This window comes from Streptomyces sp. NPDC094032 (assembly GCF_040303965.1).
In the GTDB taxonomy this organism is placed as follows: domain Bacteria; phylum Actinomycetota; class Actinomycetes; order Streptomycetales; family Streptomycetaceae; genus Streptomyces.
The window spans coordinates 252487-267263 of the sequence record NZ_JBEOUE010000003.1 but is presented as its reverse complement, the minus strand read 5'-3'; the positions used below and the strand labels follow the sequence as shown (position 1 = coordinate 267263).

The following is a 14777-nucleotide window of genomic DNA, read 5'->3' as shown; positions in this document are numbered from 1 at the left end:
GCCGTGCTGATGTATCGACTCGATACATCCCGACGATAGAACGGCCCCTGTGCTGCGACAAGTGGGGCGCGAGTGACCGGCGTCACATCGTCAATTCACAGCGTTCGACTTGCCGGATTTGGGGTGAAGTCCGTCTGTAGGTGGGTTTTGGCCGTGCGTAGTCTGTGCGGCATGCAGACCACCGGGAACCGAGCGACGCCGCAGGGCGTCAGTGAAGCGGGTGACCGGCTGCGGCACGGTGGGGCTTTTTCCGAGGTCCGGCCGTGTGCATTTCGGGGGGACCGGAACTCAACTGCCGCTTCCAGGCGTACGCGCCTGCCCGAGGAGTAGTCGTTCGATGAGCGAGCACCGTCGCAAAATGCAGCAGCCGCAGCCGCCGAGTGGCGGTCGCGCTGCGGCCCGGCGCGCGGCCCAGCAGCCCATGGGCCGCAGGTCGGCCCCTGGCAGTGATGCCGGTTTCGAGTCCCCTTCGGACTCGTACGGACCGCCTTCCGTCCATGGGGAGGAGCAGCGTCCCTACGGGGGGCGTGCCGAGGCCCGGCGAGCCGCCCAGCGGGGCGGTCGCCGGCGTGCGCCCGAGGCCGGCGGCCCCGGAGGCCCGAGCGGCCCCGGCGGCGGGCGGCGCGGTGGTGGCGGCGGCGGTCAGGGCGGCGGTCCCGGGCGCGGCCGCGGCGGCCGTCCGCCCGGCAAGAAGAAGTTCATCGACTACCCGCGCTTCGGCAAGTACGGGTGGCGCCGCTGGGTGCCCTCCTGGAAGCTGGTCACGGGCCTGTTCGTGGCCTTCTGCGGCAGCCTCATGGGCGCGGCCACCATCGCGTACGCCATGGTGGGCATCCCGGACGTCGACAAGTCCGCCGTCGCGCAGAACAACGTCTACTACTGGTCCGACAACACCGTGATGGCCGCGACCGGTGGTGAGGTCAACCGGCAGATCGTCGGCATCGAGCAGATCCCGAAGGCCATGCAGGGCGCGGTGGTCTCGGCCGAGAACAAGACCTTCTGGACCGACTCGGGCATCGACCCGATGGGCATCGGTCGCGCCGTGTGGAACATGGCCAAGGGCGGCGAGACCCAGGGTGGCTCGACGATCACCCAGCAGTACGTGAAGAACAACCGGCTCAACGACCAGTCGCAGACCGTGACCCGTAAGGTGAAGGAACTCTTCATCTCGATGCGTGTCGGCAACGACCTGGAGAAGCCCGCGATCATGGCGGGCTACCTCAACACGTCGTACTACGGACGTGGTGCCTACGGCATCCAGGCCGCGGCCCGCACGTACTTCGGCACGGACGCCAGCAAGCTGAACCCCAGCCAGTGCGCGTTCCTCGCCTCGCTGCTCAAGGGCGCTACCTACTACGACCCGGCCGGCTCCCCCGAGATCGACCCGCAGGCCTCGGCTCAGGCGAACCGCGTCCGCGCCGAGAAGCGCTGGAAGTGGATCCTCGACGAGATGGTCAAGGACGGGAACCTCGAGGCCACCGAGCGCGCCAAGTACACCAAGTTCCCCACGGTGAAGGGCCGGACGCCGGGCGCCCAGCTGGGCGGCCAGGTGGGCTACCTGGTGCGGACGGCCGAGGCGAACTTCCTCAACAACAACGACAGGAACATCGACGCCCAGCAGCTCGCCCAGGGCGGCTTCGAGATCCACACCACCTTCGAGAAGAAGAAGGTCATGGCCCTCGAGAAGGCCATCAAGAAGGTCTACGACGAGCACATCGACCCGAAGAAGCGCCCGAAGGAAGACACCCACGTCCAGTTCGGCGGCGCCTCGGTCGACCCGAAGACCGGTGCGATCGTGGCGATCTACGGCGGCACCGACGCCACCAAGCACTTCACCAACAACGCCGACCAGACCGGTGCCCAGGTCGGATCGACCTTCAAGCCCTTCGTGCTGGCCGCGGCGATGCGCGACGGTGTGCGGGACAAGAAGCTGGGCCCGGAGCAGGGGCCGTCCTCGCGGACGATCGTCGACCCCGACAAGAGCCTGTACAGCGGCAAGAACAAGCTGGTGATCAAGCGGTACGACGGCTCGATCTGGCGCGACGAGAAGAACAACGAGTGGCTCCAGACCAATGACGACGACGCGAGCTATGGGAACATCGACCTGCGTGTGGCGATGGAGCGCTCCGCCAACTCGCCGTACGTACAGCTCGGCATGGACGTCGGCATCGACAAGGTCCGCCAGTCGGCCATCGACGCCGGTCTCCTGGAGTCCTCGCTGATCAAGGCCGACGTGCCGTCGTTCTCGCTCGGTATCTCCTCCCCGAGCGCGATCCGCATGGCCGGCGCCTACTCGACCTTCGCGAACAACGGCGAGCACAACGACCCCTTCTCCGTCACCAAGGTGCTGCAGAAGGGCGAGGTCGTCTACAAGCACGAGGCCGCGCCCAAGCGCGCGTTCTCCACGGCCGTCGCCAGCAACGTCACCGACGTGCTGAAGGACGTCGTGAAGAAGGGCACCGGTAAGAAGGCCGCGCTCGACGACCGCGATGCAGCCGGCAAGACCGGTACGACCGACGGCAACAACTCGGCCTGGTTCGTGGGCTACACCCCGCAGCTGTCGACCGCCATCGACATGTACCGCTTCGCGGACGACGAGACGATCAAGGACCGTAAGTTCGAGTCCATGTTCGGCACCGGCGCCCAGCCGAAGATCCACGGTTCGTCGTTCCCGTCGCAGATCTGGCACGACTACATGACCGAGGCCCTGAACGGCACCGCCCCGGTGAACTTCCCGGCCCCCGAGGACCTGGGCGCCGAGGCGGTCTTCGGCGGCGGCGCGGTCAGCCCGACGCCGACGCCGACGGACACCCCGTCCGAGACGCCGTCCTCCACGCCTCCCACCACGATGCCGCCCACGACGAAGCCGACCAAGACGGCGGACCCGGGCAAGACCTGCTCCGTGTGGGACTGGCCGTGCGACCCGAACGGCGGCACCAGCAAGGGGACCGACAATGGCGGCGCGTCCAGCGGCGGCGCCACCACGACACCCCCGCCGACGCCCACGGACACCTCCAGCACCGATCCCACGACCTCGGGCGGCGCGGGCGGCGGAAAGCCCAACGGCGGCACCAGCTGGGGCGGCCTGGGCGGCTGATCCGCCCGCCGGCCCGAGGGCCGCGCACACCGTCGAGGGCCGCCGCGCCCGGTCCGTACCCCGTGTACGGGACCGGCCGCGGCGGCCCTCACCGTTTTCCCAGGCCCGTACGGCAGGATGTCCCCCATGCCGAGCCTCCAGAAGACGAGCCCTCCGCGGGAACCGGCGGTGGTCCGCCCCACGCGCAGCGACGACGTGGCCGCCGCGGGCAGCGAACTGATCGGCGGACCGATCGGCCGCAGGGCGCTGCTGGGCGCCGGACAGCTGACCCCGGTGCGCGTGGTGGCGCTGGTGGCCATCGGGATGTTCGCGCTCGGCATGGTGCAGAAGCTGCCCTGCTACAACTGGGCCTGGTTCCGCGGCACCACCTCCCAGTACACCCACGCCTGCTACTCCGACATCCCGCACCTCTTCTCGGGGCGCGGGTTCGCGGACGGTCTGGTGCCGTACTTCGACCGGATCGGTGGCGACATACCGTTCCTGGAGTACCCGGTCCTGACCGGTCTCTTCATGCAGGTCGCGGCCTGGCTGACGCCCGGCGGCACCCTGACGGAGCGCGAGCAGGCCTACTGGATGGTCAACGCGGGCCTGCTCCTGGTGTGCACGGCCGTCCTCGCCGTGTGCGTGGCCAGGACCCACCGCAGGCGCCCCTGGGACGGCCTCCTCGTGGCGCTCGCGCCCGCCCTGGCGCTGACCGCCACGATCAACTGGGACCTGCTGGCCGTCGCCCTGACCGCCGCCGCGCTGCTGATGTGGTCGCGCGGCCGCGCCCTGGGCGCCGGCGTGCTGCTGGGGCTCGCGACGGCCGCCAAGTTCTACCCGATACTGCTGCTCCTGCCCCTGTTCCTGCTCTGCTGGCGGGCCGGGAGATGGCGCGCGTTCGGCACGGCGCTGCTCGGGTCGGTGGGGGCGTGGCTGGCGGTGAACCTGCCGGTGATGCTGCTCGCGCCCGAGGGCTGGAAGCAGTTCTACGTCTTCAGCACGGACCGGAACGTCGACTTCGGCTCCTTCTGGCTGCTCCTCAGCCAGACCACCGGCCGCCAGGTGCAGCCGTCGACCGCCAACATCTGGGCGCTGCTCCTGATGGTGCTGGCGGCCGTCGGGCTCGCGATCCTGACGCTCTCCGCGCCGCGCAGGCCCCGGCTGGCCCAGCTGGCCTTCCTGATCGTGGCCGCCTTCGTGCTCACCAACAAGGTCTACTCGCCGCAGTACGTCCTGTGGCTGATCCCGCTCGCCGCGCTCGCCCGGCCGCGCTGGCGCGACTTCCTCGTGTGGCAGGCGTGCGAGGTCATGTACTTCCTGGCCATCTGGTTCTACCTGGCCTACACGAGCAGCGGGAACAAGCAGGGCCTGCCGACCGACGGCTACCAGTTCGCGATCGTCCTGCACCTGCTCGGCACCCTGTACCTGTGCGCCCTGGTCGTGCGCGACATCCTCGCGCCGGACCGGGACCCGGTCCGGCAGGACGGCTCGGACGACCCCTCGGGCGGTGTCCTGGACGGTGCGGAGGACGTCTTCGTCCTGGGTGCCGCCGTGCCCGGGGACGTACCCGCCGGCGACCCCTGGGCGGCTCCTGGCGGCTCCTCCCGGGAGTGAGCGCGGCCAGAGACATGAGAGCGGCCCCCGGGTGATCCCGGGGGCCGCTCTCACGTGGTCGTACGGTGCCTGTCGGCTCAGCGCTCGACGATCCGGTCGTACTGCGTCGTGGTGTGGCGCAGATGGGCGACCAGCTCGTCGCCGACCTTCGGCTCCTGGGCGTCGGCGGGCACGAACAGGATCGACACCTGCATGTGCGGCGGCTCGGCGAACCAGCGCTGCTTGCCGGCCCAGACGAACGGGGAGAGGTTCCGGTTGACGGTCGCGAGACCGGCGCGGGCCACGCCCTTGGCGCGCGGCATCACCCCGTGCATCGCCTTGGGGGCCTCCAGACCGACACCGTGCGAGGTGCCGCCGGCCACCACCACGAGCCAGCCGTCGGACGCGGCCTTCTGCTGGCGGTAGCCGAAGCGGTCCCCCTTGGCGACCCGGGTGACATCGAGGACCGAGCCCCGGTAGTCCGTGGCCTCGTGGTCGCCCAGCCACAGCCGGGTGCCGATCCGGGCCCGGAAGCGGGTCTGCGGGAACTGCTGCTGGAGCCGGGCCTGCTCCTCGGCGCGCAGGTGGCTGACGAACATGGTGTGCAGCGGCAGCCGCGCGGACCGCAGCCGGTCCATCCAGGCGATGACCTCCTCGACGGCGTCGGTGCCGTCCGGGCGGTCCAGGGGCAGGTGCAGGGCGAAGCCCTCAAGACGTACGTCCTCGATGGCGGCGTGCAGCCGGCCGAGGTCCTCCTCGTGGACGCCGTGGCGCTTCATCGAGCTCATGCACTCGATGACGACACGGGCGCCCACCAGGGCGTGCACGCCGTCCACGGAGGACACCGAGCGGATCACCCGGTCCGGCAGCGGTACGGGCTCCTCGCCGCGCCGGAACGGGGTGAGCACCAGGAGGTCGCCGCTGAACCAGTCCTTGATCTTGGCGGCCTCGTACGTGGTGCCCACCGCGAGCATGTCGGCGCCGAAGCGGGCGGCCTCGTCGGCGAGCCGCTCGTGGCCGAAGCCGTAGCCGTTGCCCTTGCAGACCGGGATGAGTCCGGGGAACTGGTCGATGACCGTCTTCTGGTGCGCCCGCCAACGAGCGGTGTCGACGTAGAGGGAGAGCGCCATGGCCGGCCCGGGACCTTTCTGGTGGCTGCGGTGTGTCAGCTGCGGTGGGTCAAAGGTGTGTACGTGTGTACGAGACTACGCAAGCCTCGGGGCCGGCGTCAGCGGCGCGACATGTAGATGTCCAGCGCCTTGTGCAGGAGCTTGTTGAGCGGGAAGTCCCACTCGCCGACGTACTCGACGGCCTCGCCGCCCGTGCCGACCTTGAACTGGATCAGACCGAAGAGGTGGTCGGTCTCGTCCAGCGAGTCCGAGATGCCCCGGAGGTCGTAGACGGTGGCGCCCATCGCGTAGGCGTCGCGCAGCATCCGCCACTGCATCGCGTTCGAGGGCCGGACCTCGCGGCCGATGTTGTCGGAGGCGCCGTAGGAGTACCAGACGTGGCCGCCGACGACGAGCATGGTGGCGGCGGACAGGTTCACGCCGTTGTGCCGGGCGAAGTAGAGCCGCATGCGGTTGGGGTCCTCGTTGTTGAGGACGGTCCACATGCGCTGGAAGTACGAGAGCGGGCGCGGGCGGAAGTGGTCGCGGACGGCCGTGATCTCGTACAGCCGCTGCCACTCGGCGAGGTCCTCGTAACCGCCCTGGACGACCTCGACACCGGCCTTCTCGGCCTTCTTGATGTTGCGGCGCCACAGCTGGTTGAAGCCCTTGAGGACGTCGTCGAGCGAGCGGTTGGCGAGCGGGACCTGGAAGACGTAGCGGGGCTGCACGTCGCCGAAGCCGGCGCCGCCGTCCTCCGCCTGCTGCCAGCCCATCTTCCGCAGCCGGTCGGCGACCTCGAAGGCCCGCGGCTCGATCTGGGTGGCCTCGACGTCCTTCAGACGCTTGACGTCCGGGTCCTGGATGCCGGACTTGATGGCGGTCGCGTCCCAGCGGCGGATGACGACCGGCGGGCCCATCTTCACGGAGAAGGCGCCCTGCTGCTTCAGATGCGCCAGCATCGGCTGCAGCCAGTCGTCGAGGTTCGGGGCGTACCAGTTGATGACCGGGCCCTCGGGCAGGTAGGCCAGGTACCGCTTGATCTTCGGCAGCTGGCGGTAGAGCACCAGACCGACGCCGACGAGCTCGCCCGCCTTGTCGAACCAGCCGAGGTTCTCCGAGCGCCACTCGGTCTTCACATCCGCCCACGCCGGGACCTGGCAGTGGCTCGCCGCGGGCTGGCTCTGGATGAATGCCAGATGCTGCTCACGGCTGATGGTCCTCAGGGTCAGGCTCATGCGGGGCGCTCCTCGGCAGGTGTGTCCCCATCGGTCAGGGGCTCCGGCTCTCGCGCCGAAGCCTACTGTGACCGGGGAGCGCCCCTGATGGGACGTGTGTCCCTCAGAGCCGGTCGGGCCCGTCGGGCCCTTCGCGGCCGATCAGGTGAGGCCTCCGTAGAACATGCCGAGGTAGAAGCCCACGGCCGAGGCGCCGAGGCCGACGATCAGGACGAAGCGCTCCCTGGTGGTCACGGAGATGAACTGACCGACCGCGCCGGTCAGGATGCCGATCAGGCCGGCCCAGGACGCCAGCACGTGCAGGCTGTGGAACTGGGCGGTGATGAAGGACAGGAGTCCGAGGAAGATCGTCACCGCCATCAGGGTGTCCTGGAGCGGGTGCGCTTTGCCGTCCGTGGCGAAGAGGGAGTGTCCGGGGTCGGGTCGCATTGCCTGTGCCATGGGGCACCTCCTGGCGTGGCTGCCGGAAGGCGGCGCACTGTGACGCCGCCGACATCCGTTGTGTACAGATTGCGTCCCCTCACCACAGGATTTCAACCGCAGGGCGATGTGCGGGTACTCTGTACGGTCTGCACCGGTGTCTGCCCAGGTTCACCCTGGCCTCCGACGGAACCCTCGCTCGCCGAGGGTGATTGTCGGTGGTGACGGATACCGTTGCTCACGCATCACGACCCTCCTGCCACGGAACGACCGTGGCCGCTGAGTCCAAAGGAGGTGGGTTCCACATGCGTCACTACGAGGTGATGGTCATCCTCGACCCCGATCTGGAGGAGCGCGCTGTCGCCCCCCTGATCGAGAACTTCCTCTCCGTCGTCCGTGAGGGCAACGGAAAGGTCGAGAAGGTCGACACCTGGGGCCGTCGTCGTCTCTCGTACGAGATCAAGAAGAAGCCCGAGGGCATCTACTCGGTCATCGACCTGCAGGCCGAGCCTGCGGTCGTCAAGGAGCTCGACCGCCAGATGAACCTGAACGAGTCGGTCCTCCGGACCAAGGTCCTCCGCCCCGAGACCCACTGAGCTTTCCGCTCACAGGTTTCCGGGTTCGAGTAGCAGTAAGCAGCCAGAAGCAATCCCGCCGAGAGGTTCACCCATGGCAGGCGAGACCGTCATCACGGTCGTCGGCAATCTTGTCGACGACCCCGAGCTGCGCTTCACCCCGTCCGGTGCGGCGGTCGCGAAGTTCCGTATCGCGTCCACTCCCCGCACCTTCGACCGTCAGACCAACGAGTGGAAGGACGGCGAAAGCCTCTTCCTGACCTGCTCGGTCTGGCGTCAGGCGGCGGAGAACGTCGCCGAGTCGCTTCAGCGAGGCATGCGCGTCGTCGTGCAGGGCCGGCTGAAGCAGCGGTCCTACGAGGACCGCGAGGGCGTCAAGCGCACGGTCTACGAGCTGGACGTCGAGGAAGTCGGCCCCAGCCTGAAGAACGCCACGGCCAAGGTCACCAAGACCACGGGTCGCGGTGGCCAGGGTGGTTACGGCGGCGGGCAGCAGGGCGGCGGCGGTGGCGGCGGTAGCTGGGGTGGAAACTCCGGCGGTGGCCAGCAGGGCGGCGGAGCTCCCTCCGACGACCCCTGGGCCTCCAGCGCCCCGGCCGGCGGTCAGCAGCAGCAGGGCGGCGGTAGCTGGGGTGGAAACTCCGGCGGCGGCTACTCGGACGAGCCCCCCTTCTAGGGCACGCCCCCCGGAAGAAGCTCGTACCCAAACTTCTTGATCACACAGGAGAAACACCATGGCGAAGCCGCCTGTGCGCAAGCCTAAGAAGAAGGTCTGCGCATTCTGCAAGGACAAGGTCGCGTACGTCGACTACAAGGACACGAACATGCTGCGGAAGTTCATTTCCGACCGCGGCAAGATCCGTGCCCGTCGCGTGACCGGCAACTGCACGCAGCACCAGCGTGACGTCGCCACGGCCGTCAAGAACAGCCGTGAGATGGCGCTGCTGCCCTACACGTCCACCGCGCGATAAGGGAAGGGTGACCGAAAAATGAAGATCATCCTCACCCACGAGGTCTCTGGCCTCGGTGCCGCTGGCGACGTCGTGGACGTCAAGGACGGCTACGCTCGCAACTACCTGGTCCCGCGTGGTTTCGCGATCCGCTGGACCAAGGGTGGCGAGAAGGACGTGGCGCAGATCCGCCGCGCCCGCAAGATCCACGAGATCGCGACCATCGAGCAGGCCAACGAGATCAAGGCCCAGCTCGAGGGCGTCAAGGTCAAGCTGGCCGTTCGCTCCGGCGACGCCGGCCGCCTCTTCGGCTCCGTGACCCAGTCCGACGTCGCTTCGGCGATCAAGGCTGCGGGCGGTCCGGACGTGGACAAGCGTCGTGTCGAGCTCGGCTCGCCGATCAAGACGCTGGGCGCGCACCAGGTCTCCGTGCGTCTGCACGCCGACGTGGTCGCGAAGCTGGGCGTCGAGGTCATCGCCGCCTAAGACTGCCCTCGGCAGTCTCAGCTCAGCAGTGAGGAAGGGCCGCACCCCTCGGGGTGCGGCCCTTCCGCTGTTTCACGTGAAACATCATGCAGGCGAATCATGATGTTTCACGTGAAACAGCGCTGATCGGTCAGTGCGGGCCCCGGTCAGCGGCTGGCACCCGTGACGATCCAGCGTCCGGAGCGGGCGCGGAGCCAGAGGGTGACCAGGCGGACCGTCATCATCAGCGTCATCGCTCCCCAGAGCGCGGTCAGCCCGCCCCCGAGCGTGGGGATCAGCAGGGCGACGGGAGCGAAGACGGCGAGGGTCAGGAGCATGGCCCAGGCGAGATAGGGGCCGTCCCCCGCGCCCATGAGGACGCCGTCGAGGACGAAGACCACCCCGGAGACGGGCTGGGAGAGCGCCACGACCAGGAGGGCGGGGAGCAGGGTGTCCTGGACCGCGGGGTCGCTGGTGAACAGCGGGATGAAGAGCGGGCGGGTGACGATGAGCAGGAGCCCGAGCACGACCCCGGAGAGCACGCCCCACTGCACCATCCGGCGGCACACCTGGCGGGCGCCTTCCGCGTCGTCGGCGCCGAGGTAGCGGCCGATGATGGCCTGGCCGGCGATGGCGATGGCGTCGAGGGCGAAGGCCATCAGGCTCCACAGGGACAGGATGATCTGGTGCGCCGCGACGTCGGCGTCGCCGAGCCGCGCGGCGACGGCCGTGGCGATCATCAGGACCGCGCGCAGCGAGAGCGTACGGACCAGGAGCGGGGCTCCGGCCTGGGCGCAGGCCCGGATGCCGGCCGCGTCCGGGCGCAGCGAGGCGCCGTGGCGGCGGGCGCCGCGGACGACCACGAAGAGATAGGCGGCGGCCATGCCGAACTGGGCGATGACCGTGCCCCAGGCGGATCCGGCGATGCCGAGCCCGGCTCCGTAGACCAGCCCGACGTTGAGGGCGCCGTTGGCGGCGAAGCCGGCGATGGCGACGTAGAGGGGCGTCCTGGTGTCCTGGAGGCCGCGCAGGACGCCGGTGGCGGCGAGGACGACGAGCATGGCCGGGATGCCGAGGATGGAGATCCGCAGATAGGTGATCGCGTAGGGGGTGGCGGTGTCGGAGGCGCCGAAGAGCTCCACGAGCCAGGGGGCCGTGGGCAGGGTGAGCGCGACGACCCCGGCGCCCAGGAGGAGGGCGAGCCAGATGCCGTCGACGCCCTGCCGGATGGCGGACGGGAGGTCGCCCGCGCCGACGCGGCGGGCGACGGCCGCCGTGGTGGCGTAGGCGAGGAAGACGAAGACGCTCACCGCCGTGGAGAGCAGGGTCGAGGCGATGGCGAGTCCGGCGAGCTGGGGTGTGCCGAGGTGCCCGACGATGGCGCTGTCGGCCAGCAGGAACAGGGGCTCGGCGACGAGTGCGCCGAAGGCCGGGACGGCGAGCGAGACGATCTCGCGGTCGTGTTGCCGTCGGACGGCCTTGGGGGGCGCGGGGGCCTGATGCATGGGGTCAATCTAATCTTCCACAGGTAAGAGATGCAATGACCTTCCAACCCTTACTTGTGGAGGGAGTGGGCCTTCGGGTGTGCGCCGTTTGTTCTGATCTTGGTCCGGACGGCGAAGTTTTTCTCCCCCACAGCCAGTGGATGGAAAAACCGCAGGTCAGATAGGCTCGGACGAGGGCGGTATGAGTTTGTCCACATGGCTGTCCCCCGGTCCGTGCACAGGTTCTGGGGAGTTCTCCACAGCATCCGGGCCTTCACCCACAGGCCCTGTGGATAACCAGATTGGCTGACGGTGCCCGCGGGCCTACCGTGGTCCGGCGCACGACGCGCCAGAAGCGGAGTCAAAGCCTCTCGTTTGTCCGAGCCGTGGCGTAAGAAAGAGTGGCACGGCGAGGTCCGCGAAGCGGACGGGAGGAGGTGGCTTGGTGAGCAGTCCCGAGCCCATGGACGATCCCTGGGCCGACAGCGGTCCCGGTGACCGGCTGCCCACCCGTACCCGCGGCGAAGGCCGGGGCCGGGGGCGCGGTCGTGAGGACCAGCACGAGCGCGGCAGCGAGGACGGCTGGGACTCCGGGATCTCCGGCTTCGAGCGGGTCCCCCCGCAGGACCTGGACGCCGAGCAGTCCGTCCTCGGCGGCATGCTGCTCTCCAAGGACGCCATCGCCGACGTCGTCGAGATCCTCAAGGGCCACGACTTCTACAAGCCGGCCCACGAGACGGTCTACGCGGCCATCCTCGACCTGTACGCGAAGGGCGAGCCCGCCGACCCCATCACGGTCGGCGCCGAGCTCACCAAGCGCGGCGAGATCACCCGCGTCGGCGGCGCCTCCTACCTGCACACCCTCGTCCAGTCGGTGCCCACCGCCGCCAACGCCTCCTACTACGCGGAGATCGTCCACGAGCGGGCCGTGCTGCGGCGCCTCGTCGAGGCCGGCACCAAGATCACGCAGATGGGATACGCGGCCGACGGCGACGTCGACGACATCGTCAACCGCGCCCAGGCCGAGATCTACCAGGTCACCGAGCAGCGGACCACCGAGGACTATCTGCCGCTCGGCGACATCATGGAGGGCGCGCTCGACGAGATCGAGGCGATCGGCTCCCGCAGCGGCGAGATGACCGGTGTGCCCACCGGCTTCACCGACCTGGACGCGCTCACCAACGGTCTGCACCCCGGCCAGATGATCATCATCGCGGCCCGTCCCGCCATGGGTAAGTCGACGCTCGCGCTGGACTTCGCCCGCGCGGCCTCCATCAAGCACAACCTGCCCAGCGTCATCTTCTCCCTCGAAATGGGGCGCAACGAGATCGCGATGCGTCTGCTCTCGGCGGAGGCCCGGGTCGCGCTGCACCACATGCGCTCGGGCACGATGACCGACGAGGACTGGACCCGGCTGGCCCGCCGGATGCCGGACGTCTCGCAGGCCCCGCTCTTCATCGACGACTCCCCGAACCTGTCGATGATGGAGATCCGTGCCAAGTGCCGCCGCCTCAAGCAGCGCAGCGGCATCAAGCTGGTCATCATCGACTACCTCCAGCTGATGCAGGCCGGTGGCTCCAAGCGGTCCGAGAGCCGCCAGCAGGAGGTCTCCGACATGTCGCGAAACCTGAAGCTGCTCGCCAAGGAGCTGGAGCTCCCGGTGATCGCGCTCTCCCAGCTGAACCGTGGCCCCGAACAGCGCACGGACAAGAAGCCGATGGTCTCCGACCTGCGTGAGTCCGGCTCCATCGAGCAGGACGCGGACATGGTCATCCTGCTCCACCGCGAGGACGCCTACGAGAAGGAGTCCCCCCGCGCGGGCGAGGCCGACATCATCGTCGGCAAGCACCGTAACGGTCCGACCGCGACGATCACGGTGGCCTTCCAGGGCCACTACTCGCGCTTCGTGGACATGGCACAAACCTGATCGAGTTCGTCGGGGTCTCGCGGCATGATCACCGTATGACCTCCACCTTCGAAGCCCTGCTTCCCAGCACCGAACGCGCCCTGCTGCACCGTGTCGCCGTCGCTCAGACCGAGGGGCGCTCGCCCTCCTTCGCCGCCGGAGTGGTGCGGGAGGGCGAGACCGTCTGGTTCGGGTCGCGCAGTTGTGTCGACGGGCATGCCCCGGAGGCCGACACGCAGTTCCGGATCGGCTCGATCACCAAGGTGTTCACCGCGGTGCTGGTGATGCGGCTGAGGGACGAGGGGCTGCTCAGCCTTGAGGACCCGCTGGAGAAGCACCTGAAGGACACCGGCGTCGGTGAGGCGACGATTGCTCAACTGCTCGGCCACAGCGCCGGTCTCGCCGCCGAGACCCCGGCGCCGTGGTGGGAGCGGACGCCCGGCACCGTGCGGCCGCAGCTCGCCGACGTCCTGGGGGAGCAGCCGCGCCTGCACCCCGCCGGGCGGCTCTTCCACTACTCCAACCCGGGCTACACCCTGCTCGGTTCGCTCGTGGAGGCCCTGCGCGGGGTGTCCTGGGAGGAGGCGCTGCGCGCCGAGATCCTGGAGCCGCTGGGGCTGCGCCGCACGACGGCCCGGCCGGTCGCCCCGCACGCCGGCGGCTTCGCCGTGCACCCGTGGGCCGATGTGATGCTGCCCGAGCCCGCGCAGGACCTCGGGATCATGGCGCCGGCCGGTCAGCTCTGGTCGTCCGTCGGCGATCTCTGCCGGTTCGCCGCGTTCCTCGCCGAGGGCGACGACCGGGTGCTCGCCAGGTCCTCCGTCGAGGAGATGAGGGTGCCCGCCGTGCCCCCGGCGGCCGGTGACGGGGAGTCGGGTTACGGCCTCGGGCTCCAGCTGCTGCGCAAGGAGGGCCGGACGCTCATCGGCCACACGGGTTCGCTGCCGGGCTTCGTGGCCTGCCTCTGGGTGAGCGTCGAGGACGGGCTCGCGTCGGTGGCGCTCGCGAACGCCACCTCGGGGCCCCTGACGGCCCTTGTGGCCGCCGATCTCGTACGGATCGTGGCCGAGGCCGAGCCGCGGCTGCCGGAGCCGTGGCGCCCCCTTCCCGAGGCGGAGGTCGACCAGGAGCTCCTGGCGCTCACCGGCCCCTGGTACTGGGGGACGTACGCGTACGGGCTGCGGGTCGGCTCCGGGCGCGCGGTGACGCTGGAGCCGCTGCGCGGGGTCGGGCGCCGGGCCACCTTCCGGGCGCTTCCGGAGGGCGGCTGGATCGGCCTGGACGGCTACTACGCGGGGGAGACGCTCCGGGTGGTGCGGCGCCCCGACGGCTCGGTGAGCCATCTCGACCTCGGGTCCTTCGTCTTCACCCGTGAGCCGTACGAGGCGGGGGACGCCGTTCCGGGCGGGGTGGACGAGGCCGGCTGGCGCGGCCTGTGACCGGAAGCGCGCTGTTTCACGTGAAACAGCGCGCCTTCGCGTTCACAGGCTCAGCTTGAACCCGACGTGCGAGGCCTCGAAGCCGAGCCGCTCGTAGAAGCGGTGGGCGTCGGTGCGGGTGACGTCGGAGGTCAGCTGCACCAGTCGGCACTCCTGGGCGCGGGACTCCTCGACGGCCCACTCGATGAGCCGGGTGCCGAGCCCGCTGCCGCGCTCGTCGGCGTGGATGCGGACGCCCTCGATGAGGGAGCGGGTCGTGCCCTTGCGGGAGAGCCCGGGGATGACGGTGAGCTGTAGCGTGCCGACGACCCTGCCCTCGCGCACGGCCACGACCAGGTGCTGGTTCGGATCCTCGGCGAGCCGGGTGAACGCGGTCGTGTACGGGGAGAGGTCGTCGGGCGACTCGCGCTGGGCGCCCAGGGGGTCGTCGGCGAGCATCGCCACGATCGCGGGGAGGTCGTCCTGTCGCGCGGGCCGTATCTCAAGATCGCTCATGGAGGGCAGGCTACGTCCCGCCCG

Annotated in this window: 13 protein-coding genes; 8 read left to right on the top strand and 5 right to left on the bottom strand. The window is 69.6% G+C overall.

Annotated elements, in window-relative coordinates; all coding sequences use genetic code 11:
- Positions 1 to 337: 337 nt before the first annotated feature.
- Both ABTZ54_RS07505 and ABTZ54_RS07500 read left to right on the top strand, forming a co-directional pair.
- The gene (locus ABTZ54_RS07505) at positions 338 to 3097 is read left to right on the top strand and encodes a transglycosylase domain-containing protein (protein WP_351658251.1); all 2760 of its coding nucleotides are present in this window, start codon (positions 338 to 340) and stop codon (positions 3095 to 3097) included.
- A 126-nt stretch (positions 3098 to 3223) separates the two neighbouring features.
- A complete protein-coding gene (locus tag ABTZ54_RS07500; protein ID WP_351658249.1) occupies positions 3224 to 4693 on the top strand; it encodes a glycosyltransferase family 87 protein in 1470 nt (489 codons plus the stop codon).
- 77 nt (positions 4694 to 4770) lie between these two features.
- Here ABTZ54_RS07500 and ABTZ54_RS07495 read toward each other — a convergent pair whose 3' ends face one another.
- The 3 genes from ABTZ54_RS07495 to ABTZ54_RS07485 form a co-directional block, all read right to left on the bottom strand.
- Positions 4771 to 5802: an alanine racemase gene (locus tag ABTZ54_RS07495; protein WP_351658247.1), complete on the bottom strand. Its 1032-nt coding sequence runs from the start codon at positions 5800 to 5802 to the stop codon at positions 4771 to 4773.
- Between the two features lie 98 nt (positions 5803 to 5900).
- The gene (locus tag ABTZ54_RS07490) at positions 5901 to 7019 is read right to left on the bottom strand and encodes a lipid II:glycine glycyltransferase FemX (protein ID WP_351658245.1); all 1119 of its coding nucleotides are present in this window, start codon (positions 7017 to 7019) and stop codon (positions 5901 to 5903) included.
- A 141-nt stretch (positions 7020 to 7160) separates the two neighbouring features.
- Positions 7161 to 7460 carry a hypothetical protein gene (locus ABTZ54_RS07485; protein ID WP_351658243.1) on the bottom strand — a complete coding sequence of 100 codons (300 nt, stop codon included), beginning with the start codon at positions 7458 to 7460 and terminating at the stop codon, positions 7161 to 7163.
- Positions 7461 to 7744: 284 nt separating this feature from the next.
- On the opposite strand from ABTZ54_RS07485, the gene rpsF reads away from it, so the two are divergent.
- From rpsF to rplI, 4 genes are all read left to right on the top strand, one after another.
- Entirely contained in the window at positions 7745 to 8035 is a 291-nt protein-coding gene (gene rpsF / locus ABTZ54_RS07480) for a 30S ribosomal protein S6 (RefSeq protein WP_005482942.1), read from the top strand.
- Between the two features lie 73 nt (positions 8036 to 8108).
- On the top strand, positions 8109 to 8690 hold the full coding sequence (locus ABTZ54_RS07475) for a single-stranded DNA-binding protein (protein ID WP_351658241.1): 582 nt from the start codon (positions 8109 to 8111) through the stop codon (positions 8688 to 8690).
- 58 nt (positions 8691 to 8748) lie between these two features.
- A complete protein-coding gene (gene rpsR, locus ABTZ54_RS07470) occupies positions 8749 to 8985 on the top strand; it encodes a 30S ribosomal protein S18 (RefSeq protein WP_128983236.1) in 237 nt (78 codons plus the stop codon).
- Positions 8986 to 9003: 18 nt separating this feature from the next.
- Positions 9004 to 9450 carry a 50S ribosomal protein L9 gene (gene rplI, locus ABTZ54_RS07465; RefSeq protein ID WP_351658236.1) on the top strand — a complete coding sequence of 149 codons (447 nt, stop codon included), beginning with the start codon at positions 9004 to 9006 and terminating at the stop codon, positions 9448 to 9450.
- A gap of 146 nt (positions 9451 to 9596) precedes the next feature.
- On the opposite strand, the gene ABTZ54_RS07460 is transcribed toward rplI, so the two are convergent.
- The gene (locus tag ABTZ54_RS07460; protein WP_351658233.1) at positions 9597 to 10934 is read right to left on the bottom strand and encodes an MATE family efflux transporter; all 1338 of its coding nucleotides are present in this window, start codon (positions 10932 to 10934) and stop codon (positions 9597 to 9599) included.
- 442 nt (positions 10935 to 11376) lie between these two features.
- Between ABTZ54_RS07460 and dnaB the strand changes: the two genes are divergently transcribed.
- Positions 11377 to 12840: a replicative DNA helicase gene (gene dnaB / locus ABTZ54_RS07455; RefSeq protein WP_351658583.1), complete on the top strand. Its 1464-nt coding sequence runs from the start codon at positions 11377 to 11379 to the stop codon at positions 12838 to 12840.
- A 35-nt stretch (positions 12841 to 12875) separates the two neighbouring features.
- Complete coding sequence (locus ABTZ54_RS07450; RefSeq protein ID WP_351658232.1) at positions 12876 to 14258, top strand: serine hydrolase domain-containing protein; 1383 nt, start codon at positions 12876 to 12878, stop codon at positions 14256 to 14258.
- Between the two features lie 42 nt (positions 14259 to 14300).
- On the opposite strand, the gene ABTZ54_RS07445 is transcribed toward ABTZ54_RS07450, so the two are convergent.
- Positions 14301 to 14753 (bottom strand): GNAT family N-acetyltransferase, encoded by a 453-nt coding sequence (locus ABTZ54_RS07445; RefSeq protein WP_351658230.1) that lies wholly within the window; start codon positions 14751 to 14753, stop codon positions 14301 to 14303.
- Between the last annotated feature and the right edge of the window lie 24 nt (positions 14754 to 14777).

What these genes read in the sequence shown, in the direction of transcription:
- ABTZ54_RS07460 (WP_351658233.1), bottom strand. Translation starts at nt 10,934, where the DNA reads ATGCATCAGGCCCCCGCGCCCCCCAAGGCCGTCCGACGGCAACACGAC.
- ABTZ54_RS07450 (WP_351658232.1), top strand. Translation starts at nt 12,876, where the DNA reads ATGACCTCCACCTTCGAAGCCCTGCTTCCCAGCACCGAACGCGCCCTG.
- ABTZ54_RS07475 (WP_351658241.1), top strand. Translation starts at nt 8,109, where the DNA reads ATGGCAGGCGAGACCGTCATCACGGTCGTCGGCAATCTTGTCGACGAC.
- rplI (WP_351658236.1), top strand. Translation starts at nt 9,004, where the DNA reads ATGAAGATCATCCTCACCCACGAGGTCTCTGGCCTCGGTGCCGCTGGC.
- ABTZ54_RS07490 (WP_351658245.1), bottom strand. Translation starts at nt 7,019, where the DNA reads ATGAGCCTGACCCTGAGGACCATCAGCCGTGAGCAGCATCTGGCATTC.
- ABTZ54_RS07500 (WP_351658249.1), top strand. Translation starts at nt 3,224, where the DNA reads ATGCCGAGCCTCCAGAAGACGAGCCCTCCGCGGGAACCGGCGGTGGTC.
- rpsF (WP_005482942.1), top strand. Translation starts at nt 7,745, where the DNA reads ATGCGTCACTACGAGGTGATGGTCATCCTCGACCCCGATCTGGAGGAG.
- dnaB (WP_351658583.1), top strand. Translation starts at nt 11,377, where the DNA reads ATGGACGATCCCTGGGCCGACAGCGGTCCCGGTGACCGGCTGCCCACC.
- ABTZ54_RS07445 (WP_351658230.1), bottom strand. Translation starts at nt 14,753, where the DNA reads ATGAGCGATCTTGAGATACGGCCCGCGCGACAGGACGACCTCCCCGCG.
- rpsR (WP_128983236.1), top strand. Translation starts at nt 8,749, where the DNA reads ATGGCGAAGCCGCCTGTGCGCAAGCCTAAGAAGAAGGTCTGCGCATTC.
- ABTZ54_RS07485 (WP_351658243.1), bottom strand. Translation starts at nt 7,460, where the DNA reads ATGGCACAGGCAATGCGACCCGACCCCGGACACTCCCTCTTCGCCACG.
- ABTZ54_RS07495 (WP_351658247.1), bottom strand. Translation starts at nt 5,802, where the DNA reads ATGGCGCTCTCCCTCTACGTCGACACCGCTCGTTGGCGGGCGCACCAG.
- ABTZ54_RS07505 (WP_351658251.1), top strand. Translation starts at nt 338, where the DNA reads ATGAGCGAGCACCGTCGCAAAATGCAGCAGCCGCAGCCGCCGAGTGGC.